A 19,531-nucleotide genomic window follows, 5' to 3' on the forward strand; every position below is an offset into this window, starting at 1 on the left:
ATCATCGATCTAGCCGACGCGTATGCCCAGTTCAACAGGCTGGAGGGCGATCAGGAAGGCGCGGGGCGGCCGACGGGACGCGGAGCGGGCGTTCCGGCATACGAACGTACTGTTGCCGCACCGCTTTCCCACGCGCGACAGTACGCCTCACCAGCGGTGCCATCGACGCCGCCGCTCCCCGGTCAACCCTGAGGAGATCGCGATGGCCCTACGACTCGCCGAAGGCACCGCCTGGTCCGACACCCTCGCCCGCGCGGTGGCCGCCGTGCCGGAGGCGTTCGGCGCCCCGGTCGACGGCGTCACCACACTGCGCAACCTCGTACGCGGCGACTGGCACGTCGTGGGCTCGCCCAGCCCGGTACGCACGCCGGTGGACAACACCGTGCTGGTCAACCTGGCCCGCCTCGACGCGGAGTCCGCCCGTGCCGCCGTCGCGCACGCCGCCGCCGCGCACCGGGCCTGGGCCGACACCCCGCTCGCCGAACGCAAGGCCCGGGTCACCGACGCCCTGGACGCGCTCACCGCCCACCGGGATCTGCTCGCCCTGCTGCTGGTCTGGGAGATCGGCAAGCCGTGGCGGCTGGCCCGCGCCGACGTGGACCGGGCGCTGGACGGCGTCCGCTGGTACGCGGGCGAGATCGACCGCATGCTCGCCGACGGCCGGGAGCCGCTGCCCGGACCGGTCAGCAACATCGCGTCGTGGAACTACCCGATGAGCGTGCTCGTGCACGCCGAGCTGGTGCAACTGCTCGCCGGCAACGCCGTCATCGCGAAGACCCCGTCGCAGGGCGGGGCGGTCTGCCTCACCGTCGCGCACGCGCTGATGCGCCGGGCCGGGCTGCCCGCCACCCTGGTCTCCGGCGGCGGCGAGGAACTGTCCGAGGTGCTCGTACGGGCGCCGGAGATCGGCGCCGTCGCGTTTGTCGGCGGGCGCTCCAACGGCGGCAAGGTCGCCGCCGCGCTGCTCGACAGCGACAAGCGGCACTTCATCGAGCAGGAGGGTCTCAACGCCTGGGGCGTCTGGGACTTCTCGCAGTGGGACCTGCTCGCCGGGCACCTGAAGAAGGGCTTCGAGTACGGCAAGCAGCGGTGCACCGCGTACCCGCGGTTCGTGGTCCAGCGGGACCTCGTCGACGAGTTCCTCGACATGTACCTGCCGGTGGTCCGCTCCGTCCGGTTCGGACACCCACTCGCCGTCGGCGACGACTGGACCGCCGGTGACCCGCTGCCCGAGCTGGACTTCGGCCCGCTGATCAGCGCCGCCAAGGCCGACGAGCTGCGCCGCAAGGTCGACGAGGCGGTACGCGGCGGCGCGGTGCCGCTGCACCGGGGCAAGCTGCGCGGCGCGCCGTTCCTCGACGGGCAGGACACCTCCGCGTACGTGGCCCCGTCGGTGCTGCTGGCCCCGCCCGGCCGCTCCCGGCTGATGCACGCCGAGCCGTTCGGCCCGGTCGACACCATCGTCGTGGTGGACACCACCGATGAGCTGCTGGCCGCGATGAACGCCTCGAACGGCGCGCTGGTCGCCTCGCTGGCCTGCGACGACGAGGAGCTGGCCGGCAAGCTCGCGGTCGACCTCCAGGCGTTCAAGGTGGGCATCAACAAGCCGCGCTCCCGGGGTGACCGGGACGAGCCGTTCGGCGGCCGGGGCGCGTCCTGGAAGGGCGCCTTCGTCGGCGGCGACCTGCTGGTGCAGGCCGTCACCCAGGGCGGCGACGGCCGGCTCTACGGCAACTTCCCCGACTACAGCAGCTACCCGACGACCTGATGTGCAAGGAAGGGCACCCTGTTAACGCATAGCGATTGCAGGGTGCCCTTCCTGACACCCACGGCGCGACGGGCCGACATCCGCCCGCCCGCTGCGCCGCCGGACAGCTCCCGTGCTCACGGACGACGCCTCAGCCGTGCCGCGCGGACGCGCCCTCGACGAGCGGCACGGTGAGGGTGACCAGGGCGCCGTCCCGCTCGGCCTGAGCCGGCCGGCCCAGCCGCCGCACCGTACGCAGCATGGGTGCGTTCTCCGCGTGGACGTGCAGCACCAGGGCCGCGTGGCCGGCCTGCTCGGCGTGCCGGACGAGCCGGCGCAGCAGGGCCGAGCCGAGGCCCAGGCGCTGCCAGTCGTCGCGCACCAGCAGCGCCACCTCGGCCTCGTCGCCCTCGACGAGCAGGTTCGCCATCGCCACCACCGACTCCGTCGCCCCGGCGTCGCCGGCCGTGGCCAGCAGGGTCACGCCCCGGGCCGGCTCCAGCAGCCGGCGCAGCCGGGCCTGCGAGGGGACCGCCGCACCGCCCAGGTAGCGACGGTGCCGGCTGCGGGCCGAACACCTCTCGTGCAGTTCGACCACGCCGGGCAGGTCGTCGGCGGCCGCGGGTCGTACGACCGCCTCGGCGCCGTCGGGCAGCACCAGCGTGACCTGCTCGGCGGCGCGGCGCGCGACGGCGGCCGACAGCTCGACCAGGGCCTGGGCCCGGGCGTACTCGGCCGGCGTGAAGCCCGGCACGGCGCGGCACAGCGTGAACGACCCGCCGGTCGGGTCGTCCAGCACCATCCTGGTGTCGGCGAGCCCGCCGCCCGGGCCGGCCGGCACGGGTCGCCAGGCGACCGCGTCCGCGCCGAGCAGGGTGCGCAGCGCCTCACCGGTCGCGTCCGGGTCCCGCACCAACCGGGTGGCCAGGCCGAGTGTCCGGGTCGGCTGGTCGGCGAGCCCGCGCGCCTCGCTGCGCGTCACCCAGCAGTCCCGCCCCCGCCCCCGTTCGACGGCCGCGACGAGGTTGGCCTCGTCGAGCGTGTCCGGCGCGTCGACCAGGAAGTCGTCGACGGCGCCCCGCTCGGTGGTGTGCACCTGCACGGCGAGGATGTTGACCCCGCGCAGCGCGAGGCTCGCCGTCAACACCGACAGGTAGCCCGGCCGGTCGTCCACGGTCGCCCGGATCCGCCACAGCGTCATGGTGCCCCGACCAGGTCGAGCCGGTCGCCGAGGATCACCGCGGCGGCCCGCACGAGCTGCGCCAGCCGGTCGACCTCGGTGGCGTGGAACGCCGCCGCGGCCGGCGTTCCGGCGCACTCCCGGGCCGCCACCAGCACCAGGCCCGCCCGGCCGAACGGCGCGACCGCGAAGTGCGCGCCGGCCGCGACGCTGATCGCCCGGGCGCGCAGCGGCGTCACCTCCGGCAGCGGCGGCGGTACGGGGGCGCGCCAGCTCGCGTAGCCGACGGTCGCCTCCCCGGCGGCGCCGGTCCGGGAGGCCCAGTCCACGGGCACCACCGCCGCGGCAGCCCAGTCGGCAGCGAGCAGCCCGGGGACGGCGTCGACCAGGGTTGCGACGCCGTCGACCGGGTTGGCCGCGACCTGGGCCAGCAGCTCGGCGTCCTGCCCCGAGGTGGTGGGCGCGCCGATCGCCCGCCACACCCCGTCCACCCGGACGCCGGGGATCGCCGCCAGCCCGGCGAGCAGCCGCTCGACCCGCCCCGCCCCCGGCCACACCACCGTGAAGTCGTCGACCGCCCGCCCGCCGAGCCGCTCCAGGACGACCACCTGGACGATGTCCGCACCGGACACGCCCATGGTGCGCGCCACCTGACCGAGCGTGCCCGGACGGTCCGGCAGGGTGACCCGAACTCGCAGCAACATGTCTGAACCCTCCGCTCGGCGGGCCGGCACCGCTGGCCGGCAGGCTGGGCCCCAGCCTGGCGGGTGGCCGTTTCGCCCCTGTTGCCGCGGCATGTCCCGTGGGTCAACTCCCGCCTTGACAACACGGCGGAGCTGCCATCAACTAGTCGGATGACCGAGCCGGCCGTCGACGCGCACGGGCCGGGCAGTACGCCTGCCCCGGCCGCCGCCCCCCGCGGGCTGGATCTCGACCGGCTCGCCGGTCACCTGGCCCGGCACCGGCCGGAGCTCGCCGACGGTCCGCTGCGGGCCCGGCTGATCGCGGGCGGCAAGTCCAACCTGACCTACCTGTTGGGTGTCGGCGGGCGCGAGGTGGTGCTGCGCCGCCCGCCGCTGGGGCACGTGCTGGCCACCGCGCACGACATGGCCCGGGAATACCGGGTGATCACCGCGCTGGCCCCGACCGACGTGCCGGTGCCCGCCACGCTGCTGCTCTGCGAGGACGCCGAGGTGATCGGCGCGCCGTTCTACCTGATGGAACGGGTGCACGGCGAGGTGTTCCGCACCCGCGCCCAGACCGATCCGCTGACCACCGACCAGCGGCGGGAGCTGGCGCTGGCGATGATGGACACCCTCGCCGCGCTGCACGCGGTCGAGCCCGCCTCGGTCGGGCTGGCCGACTTCGGCCGCCCGGAGGGCTACCTCGCGCGGCAGGTCCGCCGCTGGGCCGGCCAGCTCGACCGGTCCCGCAGCCGGCCGCTGCCCGGCATCGAGGAGCTGCGGGACCTGCTCGCCGGCACCGCGCCGGAGGGCGCCAACGCCGGCCGGATCGTGCACGGCGACTACCGGCTGGACAACCTGCTCGCCACCGTCGAGCCGGTGGCCGTACGGGCCGTGCTCGACTGGGAGATGGCCACCCTCGGCGACCCGCTGGCCGACCTCGGGCTGCTGCTGACCTACTGGGACGTGCTCGGCGGCAGCGACTCGGCCGCCGGCAACCCGGTCGCCGACGGGCTCGGTCCGCGTGCCGGCTTCCCCACCGGCACGGAGCTGATCGCGCGCTACGCCGGGCGCGGCGACGTCGACGTCGGGCCGCTGCACTGGCACGTCGCGCTCGGCTGCTTCAAGCTCGCGGTGATCTGCGAGGGCATCCACTACCGGCACACGCTCGGGCAGACGCTCGGCGAGGGCTTCGACCGGATCGGCGACATGGTGGCACCGCTGGTCGAACACGGGCTGACCGCCGCCAGGGAGCGTTGATGGACTTCGCCTACGACACCCGCACCGAGCAGTTGCGGGCCGAGCTGACCGCTTTCCTGACCGAGCACGTCCACCCGGCCGAGGCGGTGCACGCCGCGCAGGTGGCCGCCGCCGGCGACCCGTGGGCCCGGCCCCCGGTGATGGCCGAGCTGAAGGCCGAGGCGCGCAAGCGCGGCCTGTGGAACCTCTTCCTGCCCGATCCGCGCCACGGCGCCGGGCTGACCAACCTCCAGTACGCCCCGCTGGCCGAGCTGACCGGGCGCAGCCCGCACCTGGCCCCGGAGGCGCTCAACTGCGCCGCACCGGACACGGGCAACATGGAACTGCTCGCCGAGTTCGGCTCGCCGGAGCAGCAGGAGCGCTGGCTGCGGCCACTGCTGGAGGGCGAGATCCGCTCCGCCTTCTGCATGACCGAGCCGGAGGTGGCGTCCTCGGACGCGACCAACATCGCGACCCGGATCACCCGCGACGGCGACCACTACGTGGTCAACGGGCGCAAGTGGTGGTCGTCGGGGGCGATGGACCCGGCCTGCGAGATCTTCATCGTGATGGGCAAGACCGACCCGGAGGCCGACCGGCACCGCCAGCAGAGCATGATCCTGGTGCCCCGGGACACCCCCGGCGTGACCGTGCGGCGGGGCATGACGGTGTTCGGCTACAGCGACGCCTCGCACGGCGGCCACGCCGAGATCGACTTCACCGACGTCCGCGTACCGGTGGAGAACCTGGTCGGGGCGCAGGGCGCCGGCTTCGCGATCGCCCAGGCCCGGCTCGGTCCGGGCCGGATCCACCACTGCATGCGGCTGATCGGCATGGCGGAGCGGGCCCTGGAACTGCTCTGCCGGCGGGCGCTCGAGCGGGTCGCGTTCGGTCGGCCACTCGCCGAGCAGGGCGTGGTGCGGGAGTGGATCGCCGAGTCGCGGGTGCGCATCGAGCAGGCCCGGTTGCTGGTGCTGAAGACCGCCTGGCTGATGGACACGGTCGGCAACAAGGGCGCGCACACCGAGATCCAGGCCATCAAGATCGCCACTCCCGCCATGGCCGAGTGGGTGATCGACAAGGCCATCCAGGCGTACGGCGGCGCCGGCGTCAGCCAGGACACCCCGCTCGCCGCCCTCTGGTCCCAGTCCCGCACGTTGCGCCTGGCGGACGGCCCCGACGAGGTCCACCGTTCCTCGCTGGCCAAGCGCGAACTGCGCCGCTGGTCGAGCTGACCCACGACCCACCGCCCCGTCCTACCCCGCCCCGCCCCGCGCTCGCCGGCCCGCCCCGCCGCCCGCTCCCCCGCCCAGCCGACCCGTTGATCATGAGGTTTTCGTCGCGACACGCCGATGTCGAGGGCGACAACGTCTTGATCGACCCGGAGGTCCGGCGTCGAGACTGCGTCAGGCGGGCGGCGGGCCAGCCGCCGCCGGACGGTGTCCTCGCCGAGGTGGGTGGGGTGGTCAGGCGGAGGCGCGTTCGATCAGCTGGGTGTCGAGCAGGATGTGCGGCGACGGGAGCTCGTCGCCGCGGATGCGGCTGACCAGCAGGCGGGCCATCTGCCGGCCCATCTCCTCCACCGGCTGGAAGACCGTGGTCAGCGGCGGCTCGGACTGCCGGGAGATCGGGGCGTCGTCGAAGCCGACCACCGCGACGTCCTCCGGCACCCGCCGGCCCGCCTCGCGCAGCGTGCGCAGCGCCCCGAACGCCATCAGGTCCGAGGCGACGAAGACGGCGTCGAGGTCGGGGCAGACCTCCAGCAGCCGACGCATCCCGGCCGCCCCGCTGCCCTCGCTGAAGTCGCCGTACGCGATCAGGGCGGGGTCGACCCCGCCCCCGGCGGCCCGGACCGCCTCCTTGTAGCCGGTCAGCCGGCCCAGGCCGGCACCCATGTCCTGTGGGCCGGCGATGGTGGCGATGCGCCGCCGCCCCCGGCCGGCCAGGTGTTCCACCGCCCGCCGGGCGCCGCCGACGTTGTCCACGTCGACGTAGTACGCCGGCTGCGCGCCGGGTTGCAGCATCCGGGCCGGGCGCCCGCCGAGCACGGTGGGCAGGCCGCGCTCCTCCAGCAGGGTGGGCAGCGGGTCGGAGTCGTGCAGCGACAGCAGCAGGACCCCGTCGACGTGCTGGTTGGTCAGGTGGTGCTCGACCCGCTCCCGCTCGATCGGCGACTGCACCATGGCCAGCCAGAGCTGCAACGGGGTCTCCAGCAGCCCCGAGCTGACGCCCCGGACGATGCCGGCGAAGAACGGCTCGGTGAAGACCCGGTCGCCGGATTCGGAGACCACCAGGGCGATCGAGTCGGTGCGCTGGGTGACCAGGGCGCGAGCGGCCCGGTTCGGCACGTATCCCAGCTCGGCGATGGCCTGCTGCACCGCGGCGCGCGCCTCGGGGCTCACCTGGGGCGAGCCGTTGACCACCCGGGAGACCGTCCCGCGACCGACGCCGGCGCGGGCGGCGACGGCGTCGAGGGTCGGGCGCCCGAGCGACCGGGTGCGCTGCGTTGTCATGTCTGCTCCTCCGACGGCGGACCGGCCCCGGCGCCACCCCGGACGGGGGTGGCGCCGGGGCCGCCCGTTGATGGCTGGCCCTGGCCTATTGTGCGGCCAGACCGTTGCGTCGGATCACCTCGGCGTACCAGCTGGCGCTGGACTTGGGGATGCGCACCTGGGTGTCGTAGTCGACGTGGACCATCCCGAACCGCTTGGTGTAGCCCCAGGCCCACTCGAAATTATCCAACAGCGACCAGGCGAAGTATCCGCGCAGGGGCACCCCGGCCTCGATCGCCTCGTGCGCGGCGCGCAGGTGGGCGTCGAAGTACGCCAGCCGGTCGGCGTCGTCGACCCGCCCGTCGACCACCTCGTCCACGAACGCGGAGCCGTTCTCGGTGACGTAGAGCGGCAGGTCGGTGTACTCCTCGTGCACCCGGCGCAGCGTCTCCACCAGGCCGGGGGCGTCGATCTCCCAGTTCATGTCGGTGACCGGGACCCCCCGGGTGACGAACCGGACGTCCTCACTGCCCGGCCAGCACGACGGCGCCCGCCAGTACGGCTCCGGCTCGGCGCCCGGGACCGGCGCGGCGACGACGTGGCGGCTGTAGTAGTTGACGCCGACCACGTCCAGCGGGGTGGAGATGGTCGCCAGGTCACCCTCGCGCACGTGCCCGAAGTCGGTGGTCCCGGCGAGGTCGGCCATCAGGTCCGCCGGGTAGGACCCGCGCAGCAGCGGGTCCAGGAAGAAGCGGTTGGCCAGCCCGTCGATGCGCCGCGCGGCGTCGACGTCACCCGGCGCGTCGCTGGCCGGGTCGACCGGGTAGAGGTTGACCGTGACACCCAGCTCGGCGGTCGGCCGGACGGCCCGCAGGGCCTGCACGGCCAGGCCGTGGCCGAGCATCAGGTGGTGTCCGGCGCGGACGGCGTCCGCGCCGTCCGACCGGCCCGGCGCGTGTACGCCGGAGCCGTAGCCGAGGAAGGCCGAGCACCACGGCTCGTTGAGCGTGGTCCAGTACCGGACCCGGTCACCGAGCGCGTCGGCGACCAGCGTCGCGTAGTCGGCGAACCGGGCGGCGGTGTCCCGGGCCGGCCAGCCGCCGGCGTCCTCCAGCGGCTGCGGCAGGTCCCAGTGGTAGAGGGTGAGCCACGGCTCGATGCCGTTGGCGAGCAGGTTGTCCACCAGCCGCCGGTAGAAGTCCAGACCGGCCTCGTTGGCCGGGCCGGACCCGCCCGGCTGCACCCGGGGCCAGGAGACGGAGAACCGATAGGACTTCAGTCCCAGCTCGGCCATCAGCGCCAGGTCGGAGTCCAGCCGGTGATAGTGGTCGCAGGCCACGTCGCCGGTGTGCCCGTTGACCGTCCGGCCGGGGGTGTGGCTGAAGGTGTCCCAGATCGACGGGCCCCGGCCGTCCTCGGTCGCGGCTCCCTCGATCTGGTACGCCGCGGTGGCGGCGCCCCAGAGGAAGCCGGGCGGGAAAGTCAGCGGCGGACGCTCGGCGAGGGCACCGGAGGCCGGCGGGCGGGCGGGGTTGCTCACGATTTGACGGCACCTTCCATGATCCCGCCGATGATCTGGCGGCCGAACAGGAGAAAGACGAGCACCAGGGGAATGGTGCCGACCGCGGTGGCGGCGAAGACCTGGGAGTAGTCGGTGTAGTAGGCGTACGAGAGGAAGGAGAGCGAGACCTGGAGGGTCGGATTCTCCGGGGACAGGATCGCGTACGGCCAGAGGAACGAGTTCCAGGTCTCCATGAAGGTCAGCAGGCCGAGCACGCCGGCGGCCGGACGCAGCGCGGGCAGCACGATGCTCCAGTAGATCCGGAACGTGCTCGCGCCGTCGACGCGGCCGGCCTCGATCAGCTCGTCGGAGATCGCCTGGCTGGCGTACTGGCGCATCATGAACACGCCGAAGGCGCTGACCAGGAACGGCACGGTGACGGCGTAGAGGGTGTCGTACCAGTTGAGGTCCTGCATCATGCCCCAGAGCGGGATGAGGCCCATCTGGGTCGGGATCATCATGGTGACGATGATCGCCAGCAGCAGGACGTTCTGCCCCCGGAACTTCAGCTTCGCGAAGGCGAACCCGGCCAGCGACCCGGTGAGCACCACCGACAGGGTGACCACCGAGGAGACGATGATCGAGTTCATCATGCCCTTGAGGAAGTTGGCGGCGTCGTTGTCGAGCACCCGGCCGAAGTTGTCCCCGAACGCTCCGGCGGGGGTCAGCGGCGGTGGCACGTCGTTGATCGACTCCAGGCTGCGGGTGCCGATCACGATCATGTAGTAGAAGGGGTAGATCGACAGCAGCGCCGCCAGGACGAGCGCCACGTAGGTCAACGGACTGGTGCGCCACAGGCGCTGGGAACCCGAGATCACCGAGCTCTCCTCACTTCGCCGAGCGGCGGACGAGTAGGAAGTTGAACAACGACACCAGGACGATGATCATGAAGATCGCCCAGGCGACCGCGGCTCCGTAGCCGGCGGTGTTCAGGTTCACGATGCCCATCTCGTACATGTACATGGCCAGCGTCTGGAACTCCCGCTGGTTGCCGCCGATGATGTTGCCGTTGCCGAAGAGCAGGGGCTCGGTGAAGAGCTGCATCCCGCCGATCGTGGAGAGGATGACCACGAAGATGAAGGTCGGCTTGAGCATGGGCAGGGTGATCTGCCAGAACTGCCGCCACTGGCTGGCGCCGTCGATCGCCGCGGCCTCGTAGAGGTCCTTCGGGATGGCCTGCATGCCGGCCAGCAGGATCAGCGTGTTGTAGCCGGTCCACCGCCAGTTGACCATGGAGGCGATGGCGGTCCAGGAACTCCAGGTGTTCCCGTCCCAGTCGACCGCCTCGACACCGACGAAGCCGAGCAGCCAGTTGAACAGGCCGAACTCGCGCTGGAACAGCATGCCGAAGACGATCGCGACCGCGGCCACCGAGACCACGTTCGGGACGAAGATGGCCATCCGGAAGAAGGTCTTGGCGCGCAGGAAGGTCCGGTTGAGCAGGTTCGCCAGGAAGAGCGCGAACAGCAGCTGCGGGATGGTCGACAGGGCGAAGATGCCGAACGTGTTGACCAGCGCGTTCCAGAAGTACTCGTCGGACAACAGCCGGGTGTAGTTGTCGAATCCGATGAACGAGTGGTCGCCGATCATGTCCCAGTCGTGCAGCGACATCCAGGCGGTCCGCACCATCGGGTACAGCCCGAACGCGCCGAAGATCAGGAAGAACGGGGCGATGTAGAGGTACGGCGAGTACTTGAGATCGAGGCGGTTGAGGAGGTATCTCCGGCGATGCCGGGACGTGACGTCGGGAGGTGGCGGTGCTGCTGGCGACGGCGGCGCCGTCGTGGCCGACAGGCTCATGCGAACTTCCTTTTCCGGCGAGGCCCGGGGGCCCTCGCGCAGGGTGCTACGCGGAGGGGACCGACCGGTGGCGTCCGGGGAGTCCCGAACGCCACCGGAGGGGAATCACTCAGAAAGCACCCTGAGTCTTCGCGTCCTTCGTGAACTGCTCCCAGGCCTTGCCCTTGTCGGCCTGACCGTTCTCGAACGCCCGCAGAGCCGGCTCGAGCGCGTTCTCCTTCACCGCCTGGTGCTTCGGGCCCAGGTGCACCGGCTGGATCTTGCTGACGCTCTCGCCGAAGATCTTGCCGGTCGGCGCGTTGCTGAAGTACTCGTTGGTGTAGCTGAGGAACGCCTCGTTCTTCAGCGCCTCCAGGTTGGTGGGCAGGGGGCCCTTGGCCTTGAAGGCCTCCACCTGGCTGGTGGCGTTGGTCAGGAACTCGGCGAGCTTCGCCGCCTCCTTCTGGTACTTGCTCTGCTCGGGAACCGCGAGCCACGAGCCACCCCAGTTGCCGCCGCCGCCCGGCACGGCCGCCACGTCCCACTTGCCCTTGTTCGCCGCACCGGAGTTGTCCGCGACGATGCCGAGCATCCAGGACGGGCAGAAGGTCGCCGCGAAGGTGCCCTGCTTGAAGCCGCCCGACCACTCCGGCGACCAGGTGGACGCCTTGGCGGAGATGTCCACCATCGAGGTGGCGGTGTCCCAGGCGGCCTTCACCGCGGGACTGGTGTCCGCGATGATGTTGTTCTCCTTGTCGTAGAACAGGTCGCTGCCCTGCTGGAAGAGAACGCCGTTGGAGACGGCGGTGATCGAGTCGATGAACGCCTTGCCGCCGCTGCCCTGCTTGTACTTCTTGCCGGCCTCGTGGAAGCCGTTCCAGTCCGGCCAGAGCGCCGACACCTGGTCGCGCTCGGTGGGCAGGCCGGCCGCCTGGAACAGGTCCTTGCGGTAGCAGACGGCGAGGCTGCCGACGTCGGTCGGCAGGCCGATCAGCCGGCCGTCCGGCGCCTTGCCGAGCTCCCACTTCCAGGGCAGGTACTCCGTGGAGTGGTCGGCGACCAACGGGTTCAGGTCGGCCCAGTTGCGCGGGTTGGCCTTGAACTCGTTGAGGATGCCCTCCTCCAGGGCGGTGACGTCCGCCGCGCCCTTGCCGGTGGCGAGGTAGCGGACCAGCTTGGGCCGGTACTCACCGAGCTGCGCGGTCTTGCGCAGCTCGACCTTGATGCCGGTCTCCTTCTCGTACTGCTTGACGAGCTCGTCGTAGCCCATCTCGCCGAACGTGTCGACGACCAGCTTGGCCGGCTTCTCGCCGGCAGCGGGCTCGTCGTCGTCGTTGCCGCATGCCGAGAGACCGCCGACGGCGGTGATCGCGGCCAGGGCGACGGCCGCCAGGCGGGTACGCCGCGTGGTGAGGCGCATCTGTAACCCCTCTTTCGGTGGTGAGGCTTGTCAGTCGGGTGTGGTGGGGGTGCCGTGGTGCGTCCCGGTGGGTGCCACCCCGGATGGCGCCCGGTGCGCGGCGGGTGACCCGCACCACTCCGGGAGCGCTCCCATGAGATTGCCGGGGGGTGTCGGGAGTGTCAATAGGCCGTTTGGGAGCGTTCCCAGATCGTTACCACCAGGACGTTTGCCGATCATCACCGGCTGCCGACCTGCGCCGAAGCGGTTCAGCGCCGAATCATGCCCGGGGTCACGCTGACCGGTGATCGACGGTGCCCGACCAGGCCAGCGACACCGAAACGGTCAAGTCGGCGGGAGCGGTCAGCAGAGCCGACGCAGCAGGGTCGACACCGATCCGGGGTCGAAGGCGGCCGGGTCGAACCGCTCCCCCACCCAGGCCCGCATGTCCCGGTGTTCGGGATGACCGGGATCGCCCCACGCGGCCAGCAGCACCCGGTAACCGTCCGGTCCGCCGACGTCCTCCGGCGGTCCCGCCCGCTCCCCGTCGAGGCAGACCGGGTAGCGCTCCCGCGGGTCGGCGGCGCAGACGTCCTCCACCAGCAGATCGTGCTCCCACCAGTCGCCGAAGTCGTAGGTGTAGTGGAACCGGCTGCCCTTGCCGACCACGGCGTCCAGCCGGACGTCCAGCTCGTCGTGCACGGCCAGCTCCCCGTCCGGGTCCGGCTCGCCGTACTGGGTGCCGTCGACCTCGAACGAGTGCAGGTGGCAGTCCCGCCAGCCCACCGCGTACTGCACGACCCGGTGCACCCGGTCGAGGGTGAAGCCGCCGGGCACCAGGACCCGACGCCAGACCGGGGGCCGGACCCCGGTCACGGAGATCCTCAGTTGGAAGATCTGACGTGGCATGCGCTCCCACCCTCCTCCGGGGAACTAGGCTGCCAACATGATCTGCCGAGCGTGCCGGGCGAGGCGGCACGACGACTGCCCGGGCCGGAACTGGTGCGACTGTCAGCACCGTACCTCCCGACCCACCCCTCCGGTCACCGGTCCGGCCGGCGAATGACCGTCGGGATCCCGATCTCCCGGCTCTGGCCCGACCCGGCCGCCGAGCCGTTGGACGACGCCGCGCTGACCGCCCTCTACCGCCGCGCGGACCACCCCCACCTGCGGGTGAACTTCGTGGCCAGCGTCGACGGCGCGGTCACCGTCGACGGCTACTCCGCCGGCCTGTCCGGCGAGCCGGACAAACGGGTCTTCGGCCTGCTCCGGATGCTCTGCGACGCGCTGGTGGTCGCCGCCGGCACGCTGCGGCACGAGGGTTACCGGGCGGTCCGGCTCAGCCCGCGGCGCCGGGCCTGGCGCCGGGAACACGGCCTGGCCGAGTACCCCACGCTGGTGGTGGTCTCCGGCTCGCTGGACCTGGACCCCGGGCAGGCGGCCTTCGCCGACGCCCCGGTCCGGCCGGTCGTCCTCACCCACGCGCGGGCCACCGCACCGCCCGGGCTGGTCGACGTCGCCGACGTCGTACCCGTCGGCGACGACCGGGTCGACCTCGCCGCCGGCCTGGCCGAGCTGCGCCGGCGCGGTCTCGGCCAGGTGCTCTGCGAGGGCGGCCCGCAGCTGTTCGGCGCGCTCACCGGGACCGACCTGGTGGACGAGGTCTGCCTGACCGTCGCCCCGCTGCTCGCCGGGCCGGGCCCGGGCCGGATCAATGCCGGCGCGGCCGCCGCCGTCCGGCACCTGTCGCTGCGGCACGTGCTGGCCACCGCCGACGGCGTCCTCATGCTCCGGTACGCCCGGGCCTGAACCCGAGCGGCCGCCACCGGGCGACGACACAGCGCGGTGAGAAGGCGACCGTGGGTGGCGGTGCCGCACGGACCACGTGGCGTCCGCCGCGTCGCGTGGCAACCTGTCGTACTCCTCGGGCAGGATGCAGGCGTGTGCCCCGACCGCGACGACCAGCCGACCGGAGTTGCCCGATGACTGACGACGGGATCGACGGCCCGGGCGAGGTGGTCGGCCGGGTGCTGGGCACCGCCGACGCCACCCCGCTGCAGTTCTGGACCGCGGTCTCCCCCGGCAGCTACCTCCAGCTGGACGACGTCGTGGTGACCCGGCGGGAGCTGCCCGACCGGGAGCCGGTGACGATCGCCGGGGTGGTCACCCACGTGCGCGCCCGGCACGAGGGCGCCCAGTTCGACTCCGACGTCTTCGCCATCGCCGACGGCACGCTGCCGGCCCAGGTGCAGGAGGCCGCCGAGGTCACCACCACCCGCGTCGACCCGGAGCTCTACGTGCCGCCGTCGCCCGGTGCGGTGGTGCACCGCGCCGAGGGCGACGCCCGGGCCCGCGCGCTGCACTTCGACCGGATGGAGCGGCGCATTCCCATGGGCATGGGCCGCGACGGGGTGCCGGTCTACCTCAACGCCGACTTCCTCGACGGCAGCCGGGGCGCGCACGTGTCGATCTCCGGCATCTCCGGCGTGGCCACGAAGACGAGCTTCGCCACCTTCCTGCTCTACTCGGTCTTCCGCTCGGGCGTGCTCGGCGGCGACGCGGTCAACGCCAAGGCGCTCATCTTCAACGTCAAGGGCGAGGACCTGCTCTTCCTCGACCATCCCAACACCCGGCTGGACGACGCCACCCGCGCCTCCTACGCAAAGCTCGGCCTGGTCGCCGGTGCCTTCCCCGACGTGCGGGTCTACGCCCCGCCGAGGGTGGGCGACTCCTCCGGCACGCCCGACGTGAGCAGCCGGCTCACCGGGGTGGACAGCTTCTACTGGACGCTGAGCGAGTTCTGCGCCGACCGTCTGCTGCCCTACGTGTTCGCCGACGCCGACGACGAACGCCAGCAGTACACGATGGTGGTGCACTCGGTCGCCGCCCACCTGGCCCGGCACGCCCAGCCCGCCGACGGCGGGGTGAGCATCGACGGGGTGCGGCTCGGCTCCTACGCCGACCTTGTCGACCACGTCGTAGAGCAGCTCAACGACGACGAGACCCGTTCCGACTGGGCCGGCAGCGCCGTCGGGCTGGGCACGGTCAACGCGTTCGCCCGCCGGCTGATCGGCAGCAAGAAGGACCTGTCGCGGCTGATCCGGGGCGACCTGGCCACCCGCCGCCCGCACTCGATCAACACCGCCGAGAGCGCCCAGGTCACCGTGGTCGACCTGCACAATCTCCCCGACCGCGCGCAGCGGTTCGTGGTCGGCGTGACGCTCAAGAGCGAGTTCGAGCGCAAGGAGAAGTCCGGCACCGCCAAGCCGCTGCTCTTCGTGGTGCTCGACGAGCTCAACAAGTACGCGCCGCGCGAGGGCTCCTCCCCCATCAAGGAGGTGCTGCTCGACATCGCCGAGCGGGGTCGCTCGCTCGGGGTGATCCTGGTCGGCGCCCAGCAGACGGCGAGCGAGGTGGAGCGTCGGATCGTCACCAACTCGGCGATCCGGGTGGTGGGCCGGCTCGACCCGGCCGAGGCGTCCCGCCCGGAATACGGCTTCCTGCCGCCCGCCCAGCGGCAGCGCGCGCTGCTCGCCAAGCCGGGCACGATGTTCGTCAACCAGCCCGACATTCCGGTGCCGCTGTGCCTGGAGTTCCCGTTCCCGGCCTGGGCCACCCGGGTCTCCGAGGCCGGCCGCGCCCCGTCCGAGACGCTCCGGTCGCTGACCCAGTCCGTCGACCCGTTCGCGGTCGTCGGCTCGGGTGGCGGCACCTCCGACGACGACATCCCTTTCTAGGGGGAAACCGGTGAGCGCGAGGAGTGAGCCTGCGAGCCCCGCAGTCGCGAACGAAAGGCGGGCACCGTGAAGATCCTGCACACCTCCGACTGGCACGTCGGCAAGGTCCTCAAGGGGCAGTCGCGGGCCGAGGAGCACAAGCGGGTCCTGGCCGGCGTGATCGACGTCGCCCGCGCCGAGGCACCCGATCTGGTCATCGTCGCCGGTGACCTCTACGACACCGCCGCCCCGACGCCCGAGGCCACCCGGTTGGTCACCCGGGCGCTGACCGCGCTGCGCCGCACCGGCGCCGACGTGGTGGCCATCGGCGGCAACCACGACAACGGCCAGGCCCTCGACGCGCTGCGGCCCTGGGCCGAGGCCGCCGGGATCACGCTGCGCGGCGGGGTCCGCGACAACCCGGACGAGCACGTCATCGACGGCACCACCGTCGGCGGGGAGCGGTGGCGGCTCGCCGCGCTGCCGTTCCTCTCCCAGCGCTACGCCATCCGCGCCGTGGAGATGTACGAGCTGACCGCCGCCGAGACCACCCAGACCTACGCCGACCACCTGGGCCGCGTGCTGGGCCGGCTCACCGAGAGCTTCACCGAGCCTGACCGGGTGCACCTGGTCACCGCCCACCTGACCGTGGTGGGCGCGACCACCGGCGGCGGGGAGCGCGACGCGCACACCGTGCTGGGCTACGCGGTGCCCGCGACCGTGTTCCCGGGCACGGCGCACTACGTGGCGCTGGGCCACCTGCACCGCTCTCAGCGGGTGCAGGGCCCCTGCCCGATCCGCTACAGCGGCAGCCCGCTGGCGGTCGACTTCGGCGAGCAGGAGAACGTGCCGTCGGTGACCGTCGTCGAGGTCACCGCGGCCACGGCGGCGCAGGTACGCGAGGTGCCGGTGACCGCCGCCACCACGCTGCGCACGGTCCGGGGCACCCTGGCCCAGCTCGCCGAGACGCAGGTGCCGGACGGCTGGCTGCGGGTGTACGTCCGCGAGCAGCCGCGCGCCGGGCTGCGCGAGGAGGTGCAGGAACTGCTCCCGCAGGCCCTGGAGATCCGGATCGATCCGGAGCTGGTGCCCGCCCCGGGCAGCGGCACCCGGGTGGCGCAGCGGGCGGGCCGCTCGCCCCGGCAGCTCTTCGCCGACTACCTGGACAGCCGGGGGCACACCGACGACGGGGTGCGGGAGCTCTTCGACGAGCTCTTCGAGGAGGTCGAGCACTGATGCGGCCGATGCGGCTGGACATGGCGGGCTTCACCGTCTTCCGCGACGAGACCACGATCGACTTCACCGACGCCGACTTCTTCGCGCTGGTCGGGCCGACCGGCTCCGGCAAGTCGACGGTGCTGGACGCGATCTGTTTCGCCCTCTACGGCACGGTACCCCGCTGGGGTGGCGCCCGGGGCCTGACCAACGCCCTGGCGCCGTCGGCCACCGAGGCGCGGGTCCGGCTGGTCTTCGAGTCCGCCGGTTCGCGCTACGTGGCGACCCGGGTGGTCCGCCGCGACGGCCGGGGCAACGTCAAGACGGCCAACGCCGGGTTGCAGCTGATGCCGGCCGGTTTCGACGTCACCAAGCTCGACACCGGGCTCAGCCCCGACGACCTCGGCGAGGTGGTGGCCGGCACCCCCGCCGAGATGGAGCGGGCGGTGCTGGAGGCGGTCGGGCTGCCGTACGAGCAGTTCACCAGCTGCGTGGTGCTGCCGCAGGGGCAGTTCGCGGACTTCCTGCACGCCAAGCCGGCCACCCGGCAGCAGATCCTGGTCAACCTGTTGGGCCTCGGGGTCTACGAGGACGTGCAGAAGCGGGCGACCGCGCGGGCCGCGCAGGCCGAGGCGAAGCTGGAGGCGGTCGACCAGGCGCTCGCCGGGCTCACCGACGTCGACGACGCCGCGCTGGAGGCCGCGACCGGGCAGGTCGACCGGATGCGGGAGCTGGCCGGGGCGGTGGCGAGCGCCGTACCGGAGCTGGCGGCGGCCCGGGCGTCGGCGCGGGAGGCGGGCGCCGCACTCGCGGCCCTCGACGCCGACCTGGCGGTGCTGACCGCCGTACGCGCGCCGGACGGGGTGGCGGAGGTGGCCCGGGCGGTGGCGGCGGCGCGGGCCGGCGCGGACGAGGCGGCGACGGCGGTGTCGCTGGCCGAGGAGCGGGAGGAGAAGCTGCGCGGCGAGCTGGCGGCCGCCGGTGACGAGAGCGCGCTGCGGCTGCTGCTGCGGGCGTACACCGACCGGGAGAAGCTGGCCGGCGAGGCGGCGGCGGTCCGCGCGGCGGTGACCGGGGCGCAGGGCGGGCACGGTGCGGCCGTGGCGGCGCTGGCCGAGGCGCGGGCGGCGGCCGAGCGGGCCGAGGCGGAGTTGGAGGCGGCCTTCCGCGCCCACGAGGAGGCGAAGTCGACCGACCAGGCGGTGGCGTTGCGCGCGCACCTGCGCGCCGGGGCGAGCTGCCCGGTCTGCGAGCAGACCGTCGCGACGGTGCCGGCGGTGCCGGCCGACTCGGCGGTGGCCGCCGCGACGGCGGCGGGACGGGCGGCGCGGGCCGCCAGCAAGGCCGCCCAGTCGGTGGTGCGGGAGCGCGACGACGCGGCCCGGGAGTTGGAGCGGGTGCTGCTGCGCGCGCGGGCCCGGCAGGACCAGGTGCAGGCCAGGCTGGCCGAGCTGGACGACCAGCTGGTCGGGGCGGCCGAGCCGGCGGTGCTGCGCCGCGAGCTGGACGAGCACGCGCGGCTGCGCCGGGCGCTGGAGGAGTCGGCGGCGGCGGTGCGGGCCGGCCGGGAGGCCGCGCGGCGGGCCCGGGCGGCGGTGGACGCCGCCGAGGAGCGGCTGCGGGCGACCTGGCGGGCGTTCGACGCGGCCCGCGACGGGCTCGCCCGGTTCGGGCCGCCGACGGCGGACCGCGACGACCTGGGCGCCGCGTGGGCGGCCCTCACCGGGTGGGCCGACGAGGAGGCGGAGCGCCGCCGCGCCGAGCGGGCCGGGCGGGTCGCGGCGGTGGCGCGGGCCGAGGCGGCGGCCGGCGGCGTCGGCGAGCGCATCGCGGGCATCCTCGCCGCCGCCGGGCTGCCGCCCACCGACGATCCGCTGCGTGCCACCGACCGCGCCCTCGAGCGGGCCGAGGCCGACCTGCGCGAGCTGGAGCGGCGCCGGGAGCAGGCCGGTGGCCTGCGCGAGCAGCGGGCCGGCTACGAGCGCGAGGCGCAGGTGGCCCGGGCCCTGGCGGGGCACCTGCGGGCCAACAACTTCGAGCGGTGGCTGCTCGCCGAGGCGTTGGACCTGCTGGTCGACGGCGCCTCGGGCATCCTGCGGGAACTCTCCGGCGGGCAGTACGACCTGGTGCACGACAAGGGCGAGTTCTTCGTGGTCGACCACCACGACGCGGGGCTGCGCCGGGGCGTGCGCACCCTGTCCGGCGGCGAGACCTTCCAGGCGTCGCTGGCGCTGGCGTTGGCGTTGTCGGAGCAGCTTGCCGGGATGTCCACCACGGCGGCGAGCCTGGAGTCGATCGTGCTGGACGAGGGCTTCGGCACGCTCGACGCGGCCACCCTCGACACGGTGGCCGCCACGCTGGAGAACCTGGCCGCCCGGGGCGACCGGATGGTCGGCGTGGTCACCCACGTGCCGGCCCTGGCCGAACGCATCCCGGTCCGGTTCGAGGTCAGCAAGGACGCCCGGTCCGCCCGCGTCGAACGGACCGGCCGGTGAGCGGGCCCCGTCGGGCGGTTCCGGC

Annotated in this window: 15 protein-coding genes; 7 read left to right on the forward strand and 8 right to left on the reverse strand. The window is 73.3% G+C overall.

Features of this window, described 5'->3' with window-relative positions; translation table 11 throughout:
* Positions 1 to 202: 202 nt before the first annotated feature.
* On the forward strand, positions 203 to 1,768 hold the full coding sequence (locus tag KBX06_RS10470) for an aldehyde dehydrogenase family protein (protein WP_210834273.1): 1,566 nt from the start codon (positions 203 to 205) through the stop codon (positions 1,766 to 1,768).
* A 130-nt stretch (positions 1,769 to 1,898) separates the two neighbouring features.
* Here the strand turns inward: KBX06_RS10470 and KBX06_RS10475 are convergent, their stop codons facing one another.
* Positions 1,899 to 2,948, reverse strand: a complete 1,050-nt coding sequence (locus KBX06_RS10475) for a GNAT family N-acetyltransferase (protein ID WP_210834274.1) — start codon at positions 2,946 to 2,948, stop codon at positions 1,899 to 1,901.
* On the reverse strand, positions 2,945 to 3,631 hold the full coding sequence (locus tag KBX06_RS10480) for an amino acid-binding protein (RefSeq protein WP_210834275.1): 687 nt from the start codon (positions 3,629 to 3,631) through the stop codon (positions 2,945 to 2,947). The genes KBX06_RS10475 and KBX06_RS10480 overlap by 4 nt, the downstream gene beginning before the upstream one ends.
* A 150-nt stretch (positions 3,632 to 3,781) precedes the next feature.
* Between KBX06_RS10480 and KBX06_RS10485 the strand changes: the two genes are divergently transcribed.
* Together KBX06_RS10485 and KBX06_RS10490 are read left to right on the forward strand one after the other, a co-directional pair.
* Positions 3,782 to 4,870 carry a phosphotransferase family protein gene (locus tag KBX06_RS10485; protein ID WP_210834276.1) on the forward strand — a complete coding sequence of 363 codons (1,089 nt, stop codon included), beginning with the start codon at positions 3,782 to 3,784 and terminating at the stop codon, positions 4,868 to 4,870.
* On the forward strand, positions 4,870 to 6,084 hold the full coding sequence (locus KBX06_RS10490; RefSeq protein WP_210834277.1) for an acyl-CoA dehydrogenase family protein: 1,215 nt from the start codon (positions 4,870 to 4,872) through the stop codon (positions 6,082 to 6,084). The genes KBX06_RS10485 and KBX06_RS10490 overlap by 1 nt, the downstream gene beginning before the upstream one ends.
* Positions 6,085 to 6,315: 231 nt before the next feature.
* Here KBX06_RS10490 and KBX06_RS10495 read toward each other — a convergent pair whose 3' ends face one another.
* From KBX06_RS10495 to KBX06_RS10520, 6 genes are all read right to left on the reverse strand, one after another.
* Positions 6,316 to 7,362 (reverse strand): LacI family DNA-binding transcriptional regulator, encoded by a 1,047-nt coding sequence (locus KBX06_RS10495; protein WP_210834278.1) that lies wholly within the window; start codon positions 7,360 to 7,362, stop codon positions 6,316 to 6,318.
* An 85-nt stretch (positions 7,363 to 7,447) separates the two neighbouring features.
* Complete coding sequence (locus tag KBX06_RS10500; protein ID WP_210834279.1) at positions 7,448 to 8,881, reverse strand: GH1 family beta-glucosidase; 1,434 nt, start codon at positions 8,879 to 8,881, stop codon at positions 7,448 to 7,450.
* On the reverse strand, positions 8,878 to 9,720 hold the full coding sequence (locus KBX06_RS10505; protein WP_210834280.1) for a carbohydrate ABC transporter permease: 843 nt from the start codon (positions 9,718 to 9,720) through the stop codon (positions 8,878 to 8,880). The genes KBX06_RS10500 and KBX06_RS10505 overlap by 4 nt, the downstream gene beginning before the upstream one ends.
* A gap of 10 nt (positions 9,721 to 9,730) precedes the next feature.
* On the reverse strand, positions 9,731 to 10,702 hold the full coding sequence (locus tag KBX06_RS10510; protein WP_210834281.1) for a carbohydrate ABC transporter permease: 972 nt from the start codon (positions 10,700 to 10,702) through the stop codon (positions 9,731 to 9,733).
* Positions 10,703 to 10,811: 109 nt separating this feature from the next.
* Positions 10,812 to 12,101, reverse strand: a complete 1,290-nt coding sequence (locus tag KBX06_RS10515) for an ABC transporter substrate-binding protein (protein WP_101414774.1) — start codon at positions 12,099 to 12,101, stop codon at positions 10,812 to 10,814.
* A gap of 342 nt (positions 12,102 to 12,443) precedes the next feature.
* Positions 12,444 to 12,989, reverse strand: a complete 546-nt coding sequence (locus KBX06_RS10520; RefSeq protein ID WP_210834282.1) for a plasmid pRiA4b ORF-3 family protein — start codon at positions 12,987 to 12,989, stop codon at positions 12,444 to 12,446.
* A 153-nt stretch (positions 12,990 to 13,142) separates the two neighbouring features.
* On the opposite strand from KBX06_RS10520, the gene KBX06_RS10525 reads away from it, so the two are divergent.
* From KBX06_RS10525 to KBX06_RS10540, 4 genes are all read left to right on the forward strand, one after another.
* Positions 13,143 to 13,889, forward strand: coding sequence for a pyrimidine reductase family protein (locus tag KBX06_RS10525; RefSeq protein WP_210834283.1), 747 nt, complete (start codon positions 13,143 to 13,145; stop codon positions 13,887 to 13,889).
* Positions 13,890 to 14,062: 173 nt separating this feature from the next.
* The gene (locus tag KBX06_RS10530; protein ID WP_210834284.1) at positions 14,063 to 15,817 is read left to right on the forward strand and encodes an ATP-binding protein; all 1,755 of its coding nucleotides are present in this window, start codon (positions 14,063 to 14,065) and stop codon (positions 15,815 to 15,817) included.
* Between the two features lie 66 nt (positions 15,818 to 15,883).
* Positions 15,884 to 17,032 carry an exonuclease SbcCD subunit D gene (locus KBX06_RS10535; protein ID WP_210834285.1) on the forward strand — a complete coding sequence of 383 codons (1,149 nt, stop codon included), beginning with the start codon at positions 15,884 to 15,886 and terminating at the stop codon, positions 17,030 to 17,032.
* Positions 17,032 to 19,506 carry an AAA family ATPase gene (locus KBX06_RS10540; RefSeq protein ID WP_210834286.1) on the forward strand — a complete coding sequence of 825 codons (2,475 nt, stop codon included), beginning with the start codon at positions 17,032 to 17,034 and terminating at the stop codon, positions 19,504 to 19,506. The genes KBX06_RS10535 and KBX06_RS10540 overlap by 1 nt, the downstream gene beginning before the upstream one ends.
* Positions 19,507 to 19,531: the final 25 nt, after the last annotated feature.

Source organism: Micromonospora sp. C31, assembly GCF_018070575.1.
In the GTDB taxonomy this organism is placed as follows: Bacteria; Actinomycetota; Actinomycetes; order Mycobacteriales; family Micromonosporaceae; genus Micromonospora.